18 protein-coding genes are annotated in these 15,210 nt (G+C 64.2%); 10 read left to right on the top strand and 8 right to left on the bottom strand.

Going from position 1 to position 15,210, the window contains the following annotated elements:
- Positions 1–178: 178 nt before the first annotated feature.
- Together M5G11_RS05720 and M5G11_RS05715 are read right to left on the bottom strand one after the other, a co-directional pair.
- Complete coding sequence (locus tag M5G11_RS05720; protein WP_095154728.1) at positions 179–775, bottom strand: superoxide dismutase; 597 nt, start codon at positions 773–775, stop codon at positions 179–181.
- Between the two features lie 190 nt (positions 776–965).
- Positions 966–1,565 (bottom strand): LysE/ArgO family amino acid transporter, encoded by a 600-nt coding sequence (locus M5G11_RS05715; RefSeq protein ID WP_273910961.1) that lies wholly within the window; start codon positions 1,563–1,565, stop codon positions 966–968.
- Between the two features lie 123 nt (positions 1,566–1,688).
- On the opposite strand from M5G11_RS05715, the gene M5G11_RS05710 reads away from it, so the two are divergent.
- The 3 genes from M5G11_RS05710 (at position 1,689) to M5G11_RS05700 (ending at position 4,564) form a co-directional block, all read left to right on the top strand.
- On the top strand, positions 1,689–2,618 hold the full coding sequence (locus tag M5G11_RS05710) for a LysR family transcriptional regulator ArgP (RefSeq protein ID WP_273910960.1): 930 nt from the start codon (positions 1,689–1,691) through the stop codon (positions 2,616–2,618).
- 12 nt (positions 2,619–2,630) lie between these two features.
- A complete protein-coding gene (locus M5G11_RS05705) occupies positions 2,631–3,626 on the top strand; it encodes an NAD-dependent epimerase/dehydratase family protein (RefSeq protein WP_273910959.1) in 996 nt (331 codons plus the stop codon).
- An 89-nt stretch (positions 3,627–3,715) separates the two neighbouring features.
- Positions 3,716–4,564: an ATPase gene (locus M5G11_RS05700; protein ID WP_273910958.1), complete on the top strand. Its 849-nt coding sequence runs from the start codon at positions 3,716–3,718 to the stop codon at positions 4,562–4,564.
- A gap of 216 nt (positions 4,565–4,780) precedes the next feature.
- Here the strand turns inward: M5G11_RS05700 and M5G11_RS05695 are convergent, their stop codons facing one another.
- From M5G11_RS05695 to M5G11_RS05685, 3 genes are read right to left on the bottom strand one after another with little or no spacing between them, the layout of a single operon-like run.
- A complete protein-coding gene (locus M5G11_RS05695; protein ID WP_273910957.1) occupies positions 4,781–5,830 on the bottom strand; it encodes an alkene reductase in 1,050 nt (349 codons plus the stop codon).
- Between the two features lie 24 nt (positions 5,831–5,854).
- A complete protein-coding gene (locus M5G11_RS05690; protein WP_273910956.1) occupies positions 5,855–7,024 on the bottom strand; it encodes an MFS transporter in 1,170 nt (389 codons plus the stop codon).
- A 13-nt stretch (positions 7,025–7,037) separates the two neighbouring features.
- Complete coding sequence (locus M5G11_RS05685; RefSeq protein WP_273910955.1) at positions 7,038–7,340, bottom strand: ArsR/SmtB family transcription factor; 303 nt, start codon at positions 7,338–7,340, stop codon at positions 7,038–7,040.
- A gap of 156 nt (positions 7,341–7,496) precedes the next feature.
- Here M5G11_RS05685 and M5G11_RS05680 point away from each other — a divergent pair, with 156 nt between their 5' ends.
- Positions 7,497–8,078 (top strand): acyl carrier protein phosphodiesterase, encoded by a 582-nt coding sequence (locus M5G11_RS05680; protein ID WP_273910954.1) that lies wholly within the window; start codon positions 7,497–7,499, stop codon positions 8,076–8,078.
- Here M5G11_RS05680 and M5G11_RS05675 read toward each other — a convergent pair.
- Together M5G11_RS05675 and olsB are read right to left on the bottom strand one after the other, a co-directional pair.
- The gene (locus M5G11_RS05675) at positions 8,075–8,860 is read right to left on the bottom strand and encodes a lysophospholipid acyltransferase family protein (protein WP_273910953.1); all 786 of its coding nucleotides are present in this window, start codon (positions 8,858–8,860) and stop codon (positions 8,075–8,077) included. The two genes, M5G11_RS05680 and M5G11_RS05675, sit on opposite strands and share 4 nt — an antisense overlap.
- Positions 8,860–9,615 carry an L-ornithine N(alpha)-acyltransferase gene (gene olsB, locus M5G11_RS05670; RefSeq protein ID WP_273910952.1) on the bottom strand — a complete coding sequence of 252 codons (756 nt, stop codon included), beginning with the start codon at positions 9,613–9,615 and terminating at the stop codon, positions 8,860–8,862. The genes M5G11_RS05675 and olsB overlap by 1 nt, the downstream gene beginning before the upstream one ends.
- A gap of 132 nt (positions 9,616–9,747) precedes the next feature.
- On the opposite strand from olsB, the gene M5G11_RS05665 reads away from it, so the two are divergent.
- The 6 genes from M5G11_RS05665 to M5G11_RS05640 are packed head-to-tail and all read left to right on the top strand — an operon-like array spanning position 9,748 to position 14,496.
- On the top strand, positions 9,748–10,641 hold the full coding sequence (locus tag M5G11_RS05665) for an acyl-CoA dehydrogenase middle domain-containing protein (protein WP_273910951.1): 894 nt from the start codon (positions 9,748–9,750) through the stop codon (positions 10,639–10,641).
- Positions 10,642–10,683: 42 nt separating this feature from the next.
- Complete coding sequence (locus M5G11_RS05660; protein ID WP_273910950.1) at positions 10,684–11,781, top strand: serine hydrolase domain-containing protein; 1,098 nt, start codon at positions 10,684–10,686, stop codon at positions 11,779–11,781.
- The gene (locus M5G11_RS05655) at positions 11,778–12,074 is read left to right on the top strand and encodes an amidase (protein WP_273910949.1); all 297 of its coding nucleotides are present in this window, start codon (positions 11,778–11,780) and stop codon (positions 12,072–12,074) included. Before M5G11_RS05660 ends, M5G11_RS05655 begins: the two co-directional genes overlap by 4 nt.
- 46 nt (positions 12,075–12,120) lie before the next feature.
- Complete coding sequence (locus M5G11_RS05650; protein WP_273910948.1) at positions 12,121–12,702, top strand: YceI family protein; 582 nt, start codon at positions 12,121–12,123, stop codon at positions 12,700–12,702.
- A gap of 1 nt (position 12,703) precedes the next feature.
- Positions 12,704–13,861 (top strand): phospholipase D-like domain-containing protein, encoded by a 1,158-nt coding sequence (locus M5G11_RS05645; RefSeq protein WP_273910947.1) that lies wholly within the window; start codon positions 12,704–12,706, stop codon positions 13,859–13,861.
- Positions 13,862–13,914: 53 nt separating this feature from the next.
- Positions 13,915–14,496: a DJ-1/PfpI family protein gene (locus M5G11_RS05640; RefSeq protein ID WP_273910946.1), complete on the top strand. Its 582-nt coding sequence runs from the start codon at positions 13,915–13,917 to the stop codon at positions 14,494–14,496.
- Between the two features lie 54 nt (positions 14,497–14,550).
- Here M5G11_RS05640 and M5G11_RS05635 read toward each other — a convergent pair whose 3' ends face one another.
- Entirely contained in the window at positions 14,551–15,165 is a 615-nt protein-coding gene (locus tag M5G11_RS05635) for a TetR/AcrR family transcriptional regulator (RefSeq protein WP_273910945.1), read from the bottom strand.
- Positions 15,166–15,210 lie beyond the last annotated feature (45 nt).

Raw genomic sequence — 15,210 nt, 5'->3', positions numbered from 1 at the left:
CCTGCAACGCGGGCGCGGCTTTTGGGAGCCCTGACGGACTCCAGCGCAGCCTGTCGCCAGCGGCTACAGAGCATGCAGGGTCAAGTCTTGTCCAGAATTCACACAAAAAAAAGCCCACCGCCAGGGGTGGGCTTCTTGTGTCTGGTGTCACTCAGCGAGCGACAGCAGCAGGCACGGCTCAGGCAGTGAAGGTTTTGCCTTCGAACTGCTCGGCAACGAACTTCCAGTTGACCAGGTTCCAGAACGCCTCGACATACTTAGGACGCACGTTGCGGTAGTCGATGTAGTAGGCGTGTTCCCAGACGTCGCAGGTCAGCAGCGGGGTGTCGCCGTTGGTCAGCGGGTTGCCGGCGCCGATGGTGCTGGCCAGGGCCAGGGAACCGTCAGCTTTCTTGACCAGCCAGCCCCAGCCGGAACCGAAGGTGCCGACGGAAGTCTTGGTGAACTCTTCCTTGAACTTGTCGAACGAACCGAACGCAGCGTTGATGGCTTCAGCCAGGGCGCCGGTTGGTTGGCCGCCGGCGTTTGGCGCCAGGCAGTTCCAGTAGAAGGTGTGGTTCCAGACCTGAGCGGCGTTGTTGAAGATACCGCCCGAGGAAGTCTTGACGATCTCTTCCAGGGTTTTACCTTCGAACTCGGTGCCTGGCACCAGGTTGTTCAGGTTCACGACGTAGGTGTTGTGGTGCTTGTCGTGGTGAAATTCCAGGGTTTCCTTGGAAATGTGCGGCTGCAGGGCATCGTGGGCGTAAGGCAGCGGCGGCAATTCAAAAGCCATGGTGAATCTCCTAATCAGGTCTGTTGCGGTGAGCGCAAGGCCGATCACGGGCGGCCGGAAGAGCGTCGGCGAGTTTTTACTCTTTGCGACGCAAGGGCTCGATCATAGCACCGGGCCCCAGGGTTAACCACGCAACAAGTGTACGGGAAAGAGGTTCCAGAGCCTTTGCGTTGCGCTGACCAGCGGCGCTTCAGCTCACGATCAACTGCACCGCCACCGCGAACATCATCACCGCCACCATCAGGTCGAGCATCCGCCAGGTGCCCGGGCGAGCAAGCCATGGCGCCAACCATGCGGCGCCCAGCGCCAGGGTCGAGAACCAGATCAGCGAGGCGCTGGCCGCCCCGGCCACATAGGCGCCGGGCACCGTCTGTTGCGCGCCGAGCGAGCCGATCAGCAGCACCGTGTCGAGGTAGACATGCGGGTTGAGCAGGGTCACGGCGAGTGCACTGAGCAGCACCGCGCGCCGCGAACGCAGGCCCTGGCCTTCGCCCTGTTGCAGGCTCTGCTTGGAGCAGGCGCGGATCAGCGCCTTGCTGCCGTACCAGATCAGGAACAGCGCGCCGCCCCAGCGCGCGACGGCCAGCAGCGTCGGGTTTTGCGCGAGCACGGTGGCCAGGCCGAAGACCCCGGCCGCAACCAGGATCGCATCGCAGAACACGCAGAGCATGGCCACCGGCAGATGGTGCTCACGGCGCAAGCTTTGCGCGAGCACGAAGGCGTTTTGCGTGCCGATGGCCATGATCAGGCCGAACGCGACCAGCAGGCCGTTGAGGTAGCTTTGCCACATGAGGGTAACTCCAGGAATTCAGCCCCGGCGGGCTGCGGGAAACAGCGTGAGGATGCTGGCTATTCTGGGGACAACGGATGTATAAGAAAAACAAATAAAGCTGATCAGGCATTAGGAAAAATAATGTTCGATTACAAACTGCTGTCAGCCCTTGCTGCGGTCATCGAGCAGGCCGGGTTTGAGCGTGCCGCGCAGTTGCTGGGGCTGTCGCAATCGGCGATTTCCCAACGCATCAAATTGCTCGAAGCACGGGTTGGCCAGCCGGTCCTGGTGCGCGCCAACCCGCCGACCCCGACCGAGATCGGCAAGCGCCTGCTCAACCATGTGCAGCAGGTGCGCCTGCTTGAGCGCGACCTGCAAAGCCAGGTGCCGGCGCTGGACGAAGAGGGGTTGCCGGAGCGCCTGCGGGTCGCGCTGAATGCCGACAGCCTGGCGACCTGGTGGGGCGCGGCCGTGGGTGACTTCTGCGCCCAGCAGCAGGTGCTGCTGGACCTGGTGGTCGAAGACCAGGAAGTCGGCCTCAAACGCATGCGTGCAGGGGAAGTGGCTGCCTGCGTGTGTGCCAGCGAACGGCCGGTGGCGGGCGCGCGCAGCGAGTTGCTGGGCGCCATGCGCTATCGTGCATTGGCCAGCCCGGCGTTCATGGCCAGGCATTTTCCGGACGGGTTCGACGCTGAGCGCCTGGCCCGGACCCCGGCGCTGGTGTTCGGACCGGACGATTTCCTTCAGCACCGCTACCTGGCTTCATTGGGCATTACTGGTGGATTCCTGCATCATCTGTGCCCGTCTTCGGAAGGCTTCATGCGCCTGACCGAGGCCAGCATTGGCTGGGGGCTGGTGCCTGAACTGCAGGTACGTGAACAGCTGGCCAGTGGTCGGCTGGTGGAAATCCTGGCCGATAAACCCATCGACGTGCCGTTGTACTGGCATCATTGGCGCAATGGCGGGCAACTGCTCGTGCACCTCACTGACCATTTGCGCCAACACGCCGGCAATTGGCTGGTGCCGTGGACGGGGATGGCGGCGTCAGCAGCATCTGGAAAAAATCTGTAGGCGGAGTGTTTCATGCGAATTCTGGTCACCGGCGCAAGCGGCTTCATTGGCGGGCGCTTTGCGCGCTTTGCCCTGGAGCAGGGCCTGGACGTTCGGGTCAATGGCCGGCGTGCCGAAGGGGTTGAACACCTGGTGCGCCGTGGTGCGCAGTTCATCCCTGGCGACCTGGGCGACCCGGAGCTGGCCCGGCGTTTGTGCCAGGGCGTCGATACCGTGGTGCACTGTGCTGGCGCGGTGGGGAACTGGGGGCGTTACCAGGACTTCCATCACGGCAATGTGGTGGTGACCGAGAATGTCGTCGAGGCCTGTCTCAAGGAACACGTGCGCCGCCTGGTGCACTTGTCGTCTCCGTCGATCTACTTCAATGGTCGCTCGCAAACGGGGATCCGCGAAGAGCAGGTGCCCAAGCGCTTCCATGATCATTATGCGAGCACCAAGTTTCTCGCCGAGCAGAAGGTCTTTGGCGCCCAGGAGTTTGGTCTGGAAGTGTTGGCCCTGCGTCCGCGCTTCGTCACCGGGGCGGGGGATGTGAGCATCTTCCCGCGCTTGTTGCAGATGCAGCGCAAACGCCGCTTGGCGATTGTCGGCAACGGCCTGAACAAGGTCGATTTCACCAGCGTGCAGAACCTCAATGAAGCCTTGCTCAGTGCCTTGCATGTGGGTAACGAGGCATTGGGGCAGGCCTACAACATCAGCAACGGCCAGCCGCTTCCGCTGTGGGATGTGGTCAATTACGTGATGCGCCAGATGCAACTGCCGCAGGTGACCCGCTATCGCTCCTACGGCCTGGCGTACAGCGCCGCTGCGCTGAACGAGGGTTGCTGCATGCTCTGGCCGGGGCGTCCACAGCCGACCCTGTCGCGCCTGGGCATGCAGGTGATGAACAAGGACTTTTCCCTGGATATCAGCCGGGCCCGGCATTTGCTCGGTTATCAGCCGCAGGTCAGTGTGTGGGCTGCGCTGGATGAATTCTGCGGTTGGTGGAAGGCCCAGCAGGGTGGTCACTGAACCAGTGCGCTTGGATGTGGTCGATCAGGGCGACCGGCAAGCGGTTTATACTAGTGCTCATTTGCTATCACGGCGGTTGAAAACCTTACATGCGTAACGATGCTCGCGATGACGATTTCGAAAATGTGCCGACGCTCAAGGCGGTGGTTCGAGATGACGATGAATTTGCTCCGGCCGACCATCCTCGGGTCGCGGCGCGTCGGGCCGTGCGCAAGCCGCTGACCGGGCCGTTGTGGGCGTTGGTGTGTGCGTCGTTCATTGCATTGGCGGGGTTGGGTTGGTGGAGTTTCCAGCAGATCAGCTTGATGGAGCAGCAACTGGTGGCGACCCAGGAAGCCTTTGCGCGCATCAGCGAAGAAGCGGCGGGGCGGTTGCAGGCCATCAGCGGCAAGGTCGATGCCAGTGAGAGCAACGTCAATACCGGCAGCGAGGCGCTGAAGTTGCAGGTCAAGCAGTTGCAGGCGGCGTTTGATGCGCAGGTCAATCAGCTGAATGCCAATGTGGCGGAGCAGAGCAAGCAGCGTGAAGGACAGGCGGGGGCCTTGGGCTCGCGGCTGGACCAGGCGTTGGCGCAGGTTACGGCGCAGCAGGCCGCCAATGCGCAATTGCAGGAACAACTGAAGGCGCTTGGGAGCGAGGTGGCGGCGCTGAAAGCGGCGCAGGCTGATACCAGCAAGGTCGACGGGCAGATCAAGGGCTTGAGTGCGGACATCGCCGCGCTGAAAAAACAGGGCAACCCGGCGGCGGCTGTCGAGCGGCTTGAGCAGGATCTGATTGTGCTCAAGAGTGAGGTGGAGAATCGTCCGGCTGCGGCGGCTGGCGGTGGTGGGGCTTCGACGGCGGAGTTTGATGCGTTTCGTGGGCAGATGTCGCGGACGATCAATACCCTGCAAAGTCAGGTGCAGAATCTGCAGCAGCAGATCAATGCTCGGCCTTGATGGGTCTACTCCGCAAAAGGGGGGTACACAATTTCTGTAGCCGCTGCCGTTAGGCTGCGCTGGAGCCCGTAAGGGCTCCCAAAGGCGGCGCCTGCGTTGCAGACGAGCGCAGCCTGACGGCAGCGGCTACGTTGTCAGTGATTGGCCGCAAAGCGGTCGCTGGTCATCCTCAAAAAAGCATCGCGGGACCAGCCCGCTCCCACAGACGCCCATCCATCACATCCGTGGATAATCGATATACCCCACCGGCCCCTTGCCATAGAACGTCTCGGGATGCGGCTCATTGAGTGGCGCATCAGCCGCCAAGCGCGCCGGCAGATCCGGGTTGGCGATAAACGGAATCCCGAAGGCAACGGCATCCGCCTTGCCACTGGCGAGCGAGGCATTGGCACTGGCCTTGCCGAAGCGCTCATTGACGATATACGGCCCACCGAAGGCTTCCTTGATCAGTGCCCCGATGCTGTCGTCACCTTCTTTCTCCCGCGAGCAGATAAACGCGATCCCGCGCTTGCCCAGCTCCCGTGCCACATAGGTAAACGTCTCGGCACGGTTGTCATCGCCCATGTCATGGCTGTCAGCCCGTGGCGCCAGGTGCACGCCAACCCGGTTGGCGCCCCACACCTCGATCACTGCATCGGTCACTTCCAGCAGCAACCGCGCACGGTTCTCCAGCGAGCCACCGTACAGGTCAGAGCGCTGGTTGGTGCTGCTTTGCAGGAACTGGTCGAGCAGGTAACCGTTCGCGGCGTGCACTTCCACGCCGTCAAAGCCTGCGGCCTTGGCGTTCTCGGCCCCGGTGCGATAGGCATCGACGATATCGGCGATCTCGGCGGTTTCCAGCGCACGGGGCGTCGGGAATTCGCTGATCGGCCGTACCAGGCTCACATGGCCCTTGGGCTGAATCGCGCTCGGCGCTACCGGGGTCTCGCCGTTCAGGTAGCTCGGGTGGGAAATCCGCCCGACGTGCCACAGTTGCAGGAAGATCCGCCCGCCGGCGCCATGAATGGCCTTGGTCACGTTGGTCCAGCCGCGCACCTGGTCGTTGGACCAGATACCCGGGGTGTCCGGGTAACCCACGCCCATCGGCGTCACCGAAGTGGCCTCGCTGAGAATCAGCCCGGCACTGGCCCGTTGCACGTAGTACTCGGCCATCAGCGCGTTGGGCACGCGACCTTCGTCGGCGCGGCAGCGGGTCAGCGGGGCCATGATGATGCGGTTCGGCAGTTGAAGATCGCCGAGGGTAATCGGGTCGAATAGAGTCGTCATGTGCATGAACCTCGTAGCAATCAATCAGTGAGTAGCAGGTGCCAGTTCGGCGTCAGGGCCTTTCTGGCGGAAAGTGATCAGGGTGACGATCAGCGCCAGCACGGCCAGGGCCGCTGCGGCGAGAGGTACTCGGGTCAGGCCCAGGCCTTGGGCGATCACGGTGCCGCCCACCCAGGCGCCCAGGGCATTGCCCAGGTTGAAGGCGCCAATGTTCAGGGTCGACACCAGGTTCGGCGCCGCCTTGCCGAAGGTCACCACGTTGACCTGCAATGCCGGGACCGCGGCAAAGGCGGCGGTGGCCCAGAGGAACAGGGTGATCTCGGCAGGAATCAGTGCGGTGCTGGTCCAGCTCAGGGCTGTCGAGACCACGGCCATGCTGACGAACACGCCGATCAGCGTGGCGCCCAGGCGCCGGTCAGCCAGCTTGCCGCCGACGATATTGCCCAGGGTCAGGCCCAGGCCGATCAGCAGCAGGGTCCAGGTCACGCCTTGAGGCGAAACCCCAGTGACATCGCCCAGCAGCGGCGCGACATAGGTGAACAGGGCAAACATCGAGGCCGAGAACAGCACGGTCATCGACAGCGACAGCCAGATACCGGCGCCTTTCAGTGCAGCCAACTCGGCACGCATGTCGAGTTTTTCCTCGTCATGGCGCAGTGGCAGGTAGCGGATCAGGCCGATCAGCGCGATCACGCCGATCACCGTCACCGCCCAGAACGTCGAGCGCCAGCCAGCCACCTGGCCCAGCGCGGTGCCCAGCGGCACGCCGAGCACGTTGGCCAGGGTCAGGCCAGTGAACATCAGGGCCACTGCCGATGCGCGGCGGTTGGCCGGCACCAGGCTGGCGGCGACTACCGAACCGATCCCGAAGAAGGCGCCATGGCACAACGCGGTGACCACCCGGGCAAACATCAGCAGGTTGTAGTCACTGGCGATGGCGCACAGCAGGTTGCCGACGATAAACACCCCCATCAGGGCGACCAACGCGGCCTTGCGCGGCAAACGCGCGGTGGCCAGGGCCATGAACGGTGCACCGATGGCCACGCCCAGGGCGTAACCGGTCACCAGCCAGCCGGCACCGGGGATCGATACGCCAAGGTCGCGGGCGACCTCTGGCAGCAAGCCCATGATGACGAACTCGGTGGTGCCGATGGCAAAGGCGCTGAGCGCCAGGATCAGGAGGGGAAGGGGCATTGCAAGGTCCTTGTCAGAGCTCTTGGCTCATCTGCTGGAGGAAGGCCTGGATGGTTTCCTCGTTGCGCTTGAAAAAATGCCACTGGCCAACCTTCTGGCTGCTGATCAGGCCCGCACGCTGCAATGTGGCCAAATGGGCCGAGACCGTGGACTGCGACAGGCCGCAGCGTTGGTCGATCTGCCCGGCACATACCCCGTGTTCGGAGGTGTGCTGCTGGTCAGGGAATTGCACGTCGGGGTCTTTCAGCCAGTTGAGGATTTCTCGCCGTACTGGGTGGGCCAGGGCTTTTATTATTTCGTCGAGATCGAGAGGCATAGTGGTTGGGCTCTTTTGGTTGTAACGGTATATCGCGATGGAGCGAAATATAAATCGGTATTTCGCGATATACAAATATGAAGATGTTCTTAGCTCAGCGTAAATCGCTATATCGGGTTATAACGATATGAAGGGGGCAAGTGCTAGACTGCGCCCATGAACTACCTCGCGCACCTTCACCTGGGCGGGCAACTGCCGGAGCAATTGCTCGGCAGCCTCTACGGTGATTTCGTCAAAGGGCCGCTGCACGGCCGCTTTCCGCTGACCCTCGAAGCGGCGATTCGCCTGCACCGGCAAATCGACGTGTTCACCGATGCCCATCCGCTGGTGCTCAATGCGCTGGTGCGCTTCCCCAGGGAGCGGCGGCGCTATGCGGGGATCATCCTCGACGTGTTTTTCGACCATTGCCTGGCACTGCACTGGCAGGATTATGCCGAGCAGCCGCTGGCGCAATTTACTGGGCGGGTATACCAGGTGCTGGCCGCACAACCAGACCTGCCGGGGCGGCTGGCACAGATTGCGCCGTACATGGCGGCGGATGACTGGCTGGGTTCGTACCGCGAGTTTGCCGTGCTGGAGCAGGTGTTTCGCGGGATCTCCCGACGCTTGTCGCGCCCCGAAGGCATGGCCGGGGCGATGGAGGAGGTGGACGCCCTGTACGCGCCGTTGCTCGACGACTTCCGGGCCTTCTACCCCGAGCTGCAAGCCTTCGCGCTGAAGGCCTTGCAACCCGCTTAGGCGGCTTTCGCCCGGCGCTGTGGCTGGGCCACCGGCTCGGCGCCGAACAGCGCGACCTGCACGGCAAGTTGTGCCTTGAACGCCAGGGCCGCGCGTTCCTCGCCGTGGCTGGCAATCGGTTCCAGTAGCTGGATTTCCACCTCGCCGCAGTCCTGGCTGAACAGACGCATCAGGTGCGAGAGCAGGTCGTCATCGCCGATGAAGGGTGCTATCGGGTCCGGCTTGCCATCACGCAGGTAACGCAGTGCCACCGGTTGCAACGGCGTGCCGGTGTCGATGGCACTGGCCAGCAGGCGACCATGGAAGGTGCGCAGGCTACGGCCATCGGTGGTGGTGCCTTCCGGGAAGATCAGCAGCGGGCAGGCCTGATCCAGGTGCTGGTTGATCTGCTTGCGCAGCAGCTGGCTGTCACCACCGCCACGGCGGATGAACAGCGTGCCGGCCTTCAGCGCCAGCCAGCCCGCCACCGGCCAGCTACGCACCTCGGCCTTGGACAGGAACGACAGCGGCGCGAGCATGCCCAGCAGCGGGATATCGGTCCAGGACACATGGTTGCTGACCCACAGCATCGGCTGTTGCGGCAGTTGCCCGACCACCCGCACCTTGAACGGCAGGGCGCCGCTCAAACGGCGCATGAACCGCTGCGACCAGCGCTGGCGGCGTTGCGCCGAGGTGGCGACGCCCAGGCGTTCATACAGGCTGAACAGCGTTGCCATGCCCAGGCCGAACAGCACCACCAGCATGACCCGCACGATCCGCGCGATGACGCGCAGGCGTTGCATCAGACTGCCGCCTTGAAGTGACGGGCATAGCGCGGGCAGAGTTCGTCGCGCTTGAGCAGGATGAACACGTCGGCGACCTGGAAGTCCTCGTCCCAGCACGGCTCGCCGCAGATCTTCGCGCCCAGGCGCATGTAGGCCTTGAGCAGCGGCGGCATCTCGGCGATGACATTGCCCGGCAGGTCCAGGCTCGGCAGCGGGTTCTTCGGCTCGGCGCGCAGGTGCTCGGTGCACAGGTAGCGTTCGCGCAGGCGCTGCATGATCGCGTGGGCCTGGACGCCGCCGTCCTGCATGGGGATGCTTGCACAGCCCATCAGGTAGCTGTAGCGGCCTTCGTTGAGCACTTCGGCCAGTTCACCCCAGAGCACGGCGATGGTGCCGCCGTTGCGGTAGGCCGGGTCGACGCAGGTACGCCCCAGTTCGAGGATCGGCCCTTGCAGGTGGCCGAGGCCGTGCAGGCTGAATTCCTCTTCGCTGTAGAAACGCCCCAGGCTGTTGGCAGCCTGGTGGTCAAGCAGGCGGGTGGTGGCCACCAGGCGCCCGGTGTTCAGATCGCGCACGCCGATATGCCGGCAATGAATGTCGTAGTCGTCCATGTCCAGGCCCAGCTCGGCGCCTTTGAGTTTGGCCTTGAACTCAGCGCTGAAAACGCTGAAGCGAAGGGCTTGTGCTTCCTGCAGGGCTGCCGGCCCGACCAGGCGTTCGGCTTGCAGACGGCGGTCAGTGCTGTTGTCGCCAGAGCGAGCGATCTGAGTCATTGCGAGTCTCCATAAGCCAGCCATGGGGTTGCGGCCGGTCGACTTTGTTGTGCAAGCTCAGCCTAGGTAACCGCGGTGTCACCTCCGTGAACCTTTGGTGATGCTTGGATGACAGCCCCAAGGAGTGTGTGCATGACCTGGTTGGAACGACTCAATCACCCGCAGCCGCAGGCGCTGCTGGGCAGCCTGACCGATACCTACGCCAGTTTGCTCGGGCAGTTGGGCCCGGTCAGCCCGTTCGAATTGGCGGTGCTTGGCGGGCAGGCCATGCCGACGCCGGGGCTGGCTTTTCTGGTGGGGTATCAGGCGGCCTTGCGGGTTTTATGGCCAAGTGCGCCGCATACGCTGGGGGCGTTGTGTGCGACCGAACAGCGCAGTGTGCGGCCAGCCGACATGCACATGCGCCTGGACCAGGAAGCGCTGCGCCTGACCGGGCGCAAGGATTTCGTCACGGCGGGCCTGGAGGCCGACTGGTTGCTGGTGGCCGCGCGCAGCGAGGCGCCGGGCGAGTCACCGCAGTTGAGCCTGACCGTGGTCTACCCGGGCGAGCCGGGGGTGCGCATCGAACCCTTGCCGACCCTGCCGCTGATTCCCGAAGTCAGCCACGCCAAGCTGTACCTGGAGCAGGTGCTGTGCGAGCGCCTGGCCGGGGATGGCTGGGATGCCTACGTCAAACCGTTCCGCTCGCTCGAAGACCTGTATGTGCTCAGCGCGCTGGCGGCCTGGTTGTACGGCGTCGGGCGTGGCAACCAATGGCCTCAGGGGCTGCAACTGCGCCTGATCAGCCTGCTCGGTGGCTGCGCCGAAGCCAGCCGGCAGTGTGCCGATTCGACAGCCTGTCATCTGCTGCTCGGTGGCCTGTTCGCCCAGTTCGGCGCCATGCGTGCCGAACTTGACCAGGCACTGAGCAGCGCAACGGGGCCATGGGCCGAGTTGTGGCAGCGTGATCGCGGCATCCTTGAACTGGCCAGCGCCGCCCGGGCCAAGCGCCTGGCCAAGGCCTGGGCCGCTGCGGGATTGTCATGAAAGCCTGCTAGCCTTGCCCGACCACAGCCACGAGGGCGGGTCATGGGTAGAAGGCTGTTGTCGTGGATGATCGTCGCGCTGTGCTGGGGCACCCAGGCCAGCGCTGAAACCTGGCCGGTGCCGGATTGGCAGTCAGCACCGCCACCTACCAGCGCTGCGGTGCAGTCGCTGCAGGCGTACGCCTTCGCGCTGCGCGACCAGCCCTCGCGGGCGGGGGTGCGCAGCGATGCCCTGCTGGTCATCCGCGACGGGCGGATTGTCTATGAACACTACGCCGCGCCCACCACGGCCACTACCGCGCACCTGACCTGGTCGATCAGCAAAAGCGTGCTGGCGACCCTGCTGGGCATCGCCCAGGGGCAAGGGCGCTTTACCCTCGATGACCCGGTTGCGCGCTTCTACGCGCCGATGCAAACGCACCCCGAGGTGCGCATCAAGGACCTGCTGCACTGGGCCAGCGGCCTGGACTGGCAGGAGGACTACGAATACGCCCCGCTGAAATCCTCGGTTGTGGCCATGCTCTACACCCGTGACCGGGTCGACATGGCGGCCTATACCGCCAGCCACGCCGCCGTGGCAGCACCGGGCGAGCGCTTCCTCTATTCCAGTGGTGACAGCACCGTGCTGGCCGCCGCTCTGCGCGGCATGGTTGGCAGCCAGCACTATGACGACTGGCCGTGGCAGGCACTGTTCGACCCGCTGGGCATTCGCACCGCGACCTGGGAGCGTGACCCCAGTGGCACCTTCGTGGGCTCTTCCTACCTCTACATGAGCGCCCGTGACCTGGCGCGCATCGGCCTGCTGATGCAGCGAGACGGGCAGTGGCAGGGCCGCCAGTTGCTGCCTGCAAGCTGGGTCAAATTCAACCGAGCACCCTTCGAGCACGCCACGGCGACACCCGGTGAGGCGGTGGCGGGCGGGCAGTGGTGGCTCAACGTGCCGCTGGCCGGTGGGCCCAGGCCCTGGCCGGATGCCCCGGCCGACACCTTCGCCGCACTGGGGCACTGGGGGCAGGCGTTGTATGTGTTGCCCAAAGAGAAATTGGTGATCGTGCGCTATGGCGATGACCGCGATGGCACCTACGCGCACAACGAACTGCTCAAGCGCGTGCTGGCAGCCTTTGCCGGAGAATCGCCATGAAGCGGATTGTGCTGCTCGTGCTGCTCGTGCTCGGTGCCTGGGCCTGGTACGAGCGCCAGGCCCTGGAGGACTTTCCGGATATCCTCAGCGCCTACTCGGCCAAGGAGTACTGCTCCTGCCGATATGTCATGGGCTTCGATGCGGCCTACTGCCAGGGGTATGTGCAGCAATACCTGCCCTTGAGCCGGCTGGAGGATGAACCGCCGGCGCAGCGAGTGATTGCCGAAGGTCTCGGGCGGCGCAACACGGCCGTGTGGCTGGGCCCGCGCGAGGGCTGTCGCTTGCTGCCGTGAGGCCTGCGCGGTTAAGGTTGGCGATCACTTTGTTTCAGGATTTCTCATGTTCAACCGCTTGCGACTGCTACTTGCCCTGCTGGCCCTGTTCTCCCTGCCGGCCCACGCCAACTGGCACCTGGACGGCGAGTCTTCGCGATTGTCCTTCATCACCAGCAAGAACGGCGATATCTCCGAAGTGCACCGCTTCCTGGTAATGCACGGCACAGTGGATCGCAAGGGCGCGGCGCAGTTGCAGATCGAGATGGACTCGGTCAACAGCGGTATCCCGTTGCGTGACGAGCGCATGCGCAATGAGCTGTTCGATGTTGCAACCTTCCCGGAAGCCAGCATCGAGGCGCAGATCGACCCGCGCCCGATCAATGACCTGGCCAACGGTGCCCAGGTCGAGCTGCGCCTGCCCTTGACGGTGACCCTGCACGGCAAGTCGCACAGCTACAACGCCCAGCTGTTGGCGACGCGTCTGGATGAGCGGCGCTTTCAGGTGGTCACCCTGGAACCGCTGATCCTGCGGGCCGAACACTTCGACCTGCTGCCGGGGCTGGCCACGCTGCGCAAACTGGCTGGGCTCAAGTCGATCAATACCTCGGTGCCGGTGGGTGCGGTGCTGATCTTCACGGCGCGCTGACATGGCCGGGCCGGTGTTCCCCTGGCGTGCCGGCAACCAATTCGAGCTGCTGATCGACGGCCCGAGCTTCTTTCCACGCATGCTCAGCGCGATTGGGTGTGCCCAATTGCAGATCGACCTGGAGCTCTACCTGGTCGAAGCCGGTGCTTGCGCCGAAGCGCTGGTCCAGGCCCTGAGCGAGGCGGCCGAGCGGGGCGTGCAGGTGCGCTGCCTGTTCGATGACTACGGTTCGCTGGCCTTCACCCTGAGCCTGCGCCAACGCCTGCAAACGGCGGGCGTGGAGCTGCGCTGGTACAACCGGCTGCGCTGGCGACGCGGCTTGCGCAACCTCTATCGTGACCACCGCAAACTGCTGCTGGTCGACCAGAACTGGTCGATGGTCGGCGGCACCGGGGTCACCGACCAATTTTGGCGACCGGGCGAAGACGCCAGTGAATGGCACGAGGTCATGGTGCAGATGCAGGGCACGCTGGTCGCCGACTGGCAAATGCTGTTCGACCGCCAGTGGCGGGCCAACTTGCGCCGCACCGCCTGGCGCCCGCCGACGCACTTTGGCTTGTCGCACCTGCCCCGCGTACCCAGCGGGGGGGAAGGGCTGGGCCGGGTCGCGTATGCCGATGCCCGCCAGCACCGTGACATCCTGCAATCGCTGGTGCGGGCATTGAACAGTGGCAGCCGGCGTATCTGGCTGGCGACGCCGTATTTTCTACCGACCTGGAAGGTCCGCCGCTCGCTGCGAAGGGCTGCCGCGCAAGGCATCGACGTGCGCTTGCTGCTCACCGGGCCGCGCACCGACCATCCCTCCGTGCGCTATGCCGGCCATCGCTATTACCCACGGCTGTTGCGTGCCGGGGTGAAGATATTCGAGTACCAGCCGTGTTTCCTGCACCTGAAGATGGTGTTGATCGATGACTGGGTGACGATCGGCTCGTGCAACTTCGACCACTGGAACCTGCGCTTCAACCTTGAAGCCAACCTGGAGGCGATCGACCCCGGGCTGACCGAGGCGGTGGCGGCGAGTTTCACCCGGGACTTTGCCCAGAGCCTGCAGATCGATCTCGACCATTGGCATGCGCGGCCGCTGTGGCGGCGGGTGCAGCAGCGGCTGTGGGGCTGGCTCGACCGGGTGGTGGTCAACCTGCTGGATCGGCGTAGCTGAGCGGACTACTGTAGTGCGGGTGGGTTTCCCTCGAACGACATGGAGCACAGGCAATGGCTGCGAAGAAAATTCTCATGCTGGTGGGTGATTACGTCGAAGACTACGAAGTGATGGTGCCGTTCCAGGCCTTGCAGATGGTCGGGCATACGGTGCATGCGGTGTGCCCGGGCAAGGGCGCGGGGCAGTCGGTGCGTACGGCGATCCATGATTTCGAGGGCGACCAGACCTACAGCGAGAAGCCTGGGCACAACTTCGCCTTGAACTTCGATTTTGCCAAGGTACGGGCTGAGGATTACGACGCGCTGGTGATCCCGGGCGGGCGGGCGCCGGAGTACCTGCGATTGAATGAAGAGGTGCTGGCGCTGGTCAAGGCCATCGACCAGGCGGGCAAGCCGATCGCCGCCGTGTGCCATGGGGCGCAACTGCTGGCGGCGGCGGGGGTGCTCGAGGGGCGCGAATGCAGCGCCTACCCGGCCTGTGCTCCGGAGGTGCGGTTGGCGGGTGGCACGTACGTGGAAATCGAGGTGACCCAGGCCCATGTGCAGGGCAACCTGGCGACGGCTCCGGCATGGCCGGCGCATCCGGCGTGGTTGGCGGCGTTCTTGGGGTTGTTGGGGACCAGCATTACCTTGTGATTCTCAGCAAGGAATCGCGGGACGAGCCCGTTCCCACAGGTGCCTGGGTGATGCTTAACCGGTGGGGGCGGGCTCGTCCCGCGATGGGGCCCGCAAACCTTGCAGCATCAGCTCCAACGCCGCCAACGCCTGCACCAGCCGGGCATCGCCGTCGTCCCCTTCGGCTATCCAGAACGATGCCTCCGTCAGGCTGCCATGAATCAACCGCGCCACCGCCTGCGCATCCAGCGGCGCCACAACCCCGGCGACGATCAACTGATCGACAATCGCCCGCAATGACGCGACACATTGCAACTGGGCACCCGGCATTGCACCCCCGAGCACCGCGCGTGCATCCTGCAACACGACCCGTTGATACTCCGCCTCACGTGCCATCGCCAGGTAGCCACGGCAGCGATCCCGAAAACCTTGCCACGGCTCCTGGGCATCTGCAGAAATCGCTTGCAGCCGGGCATCCATCTCGGCGTCAATCTGCTCCACCACTGCCGCCAGCAAACCTTGCTTGTCACCGAAGTGATGGTAGAGCGCACCACGGGTCAAACCGGCCTCGGCGGTGAACTCATCCATCGAGGTGCGGGCATACCCGCGCGTACCAAACGCCAGGCGAGCCACCGCGATCAAGCGGGCGCGGGTGTCTTCGGTCATGTCGGCACGGGTGCGGCGGGGCATGGTTTTCTCCAGTCATCGTTGCACGGATGCTATTTGACATACGTG

This window comes from Pseudomonas fontis, from assembly GCF_028656955.1.
GTDB classification, from domain to species: domain Bacteria; phylum Pseudomonadota; class Gammaproteobacteria; order Pseudomonadales; family Pseudomonadaceae; genus Aquipseudomonas; species Aquipseudomonas fontis.
This window is presented reverse-complemented; position numbering and strand designations above follow the sequence as displayed.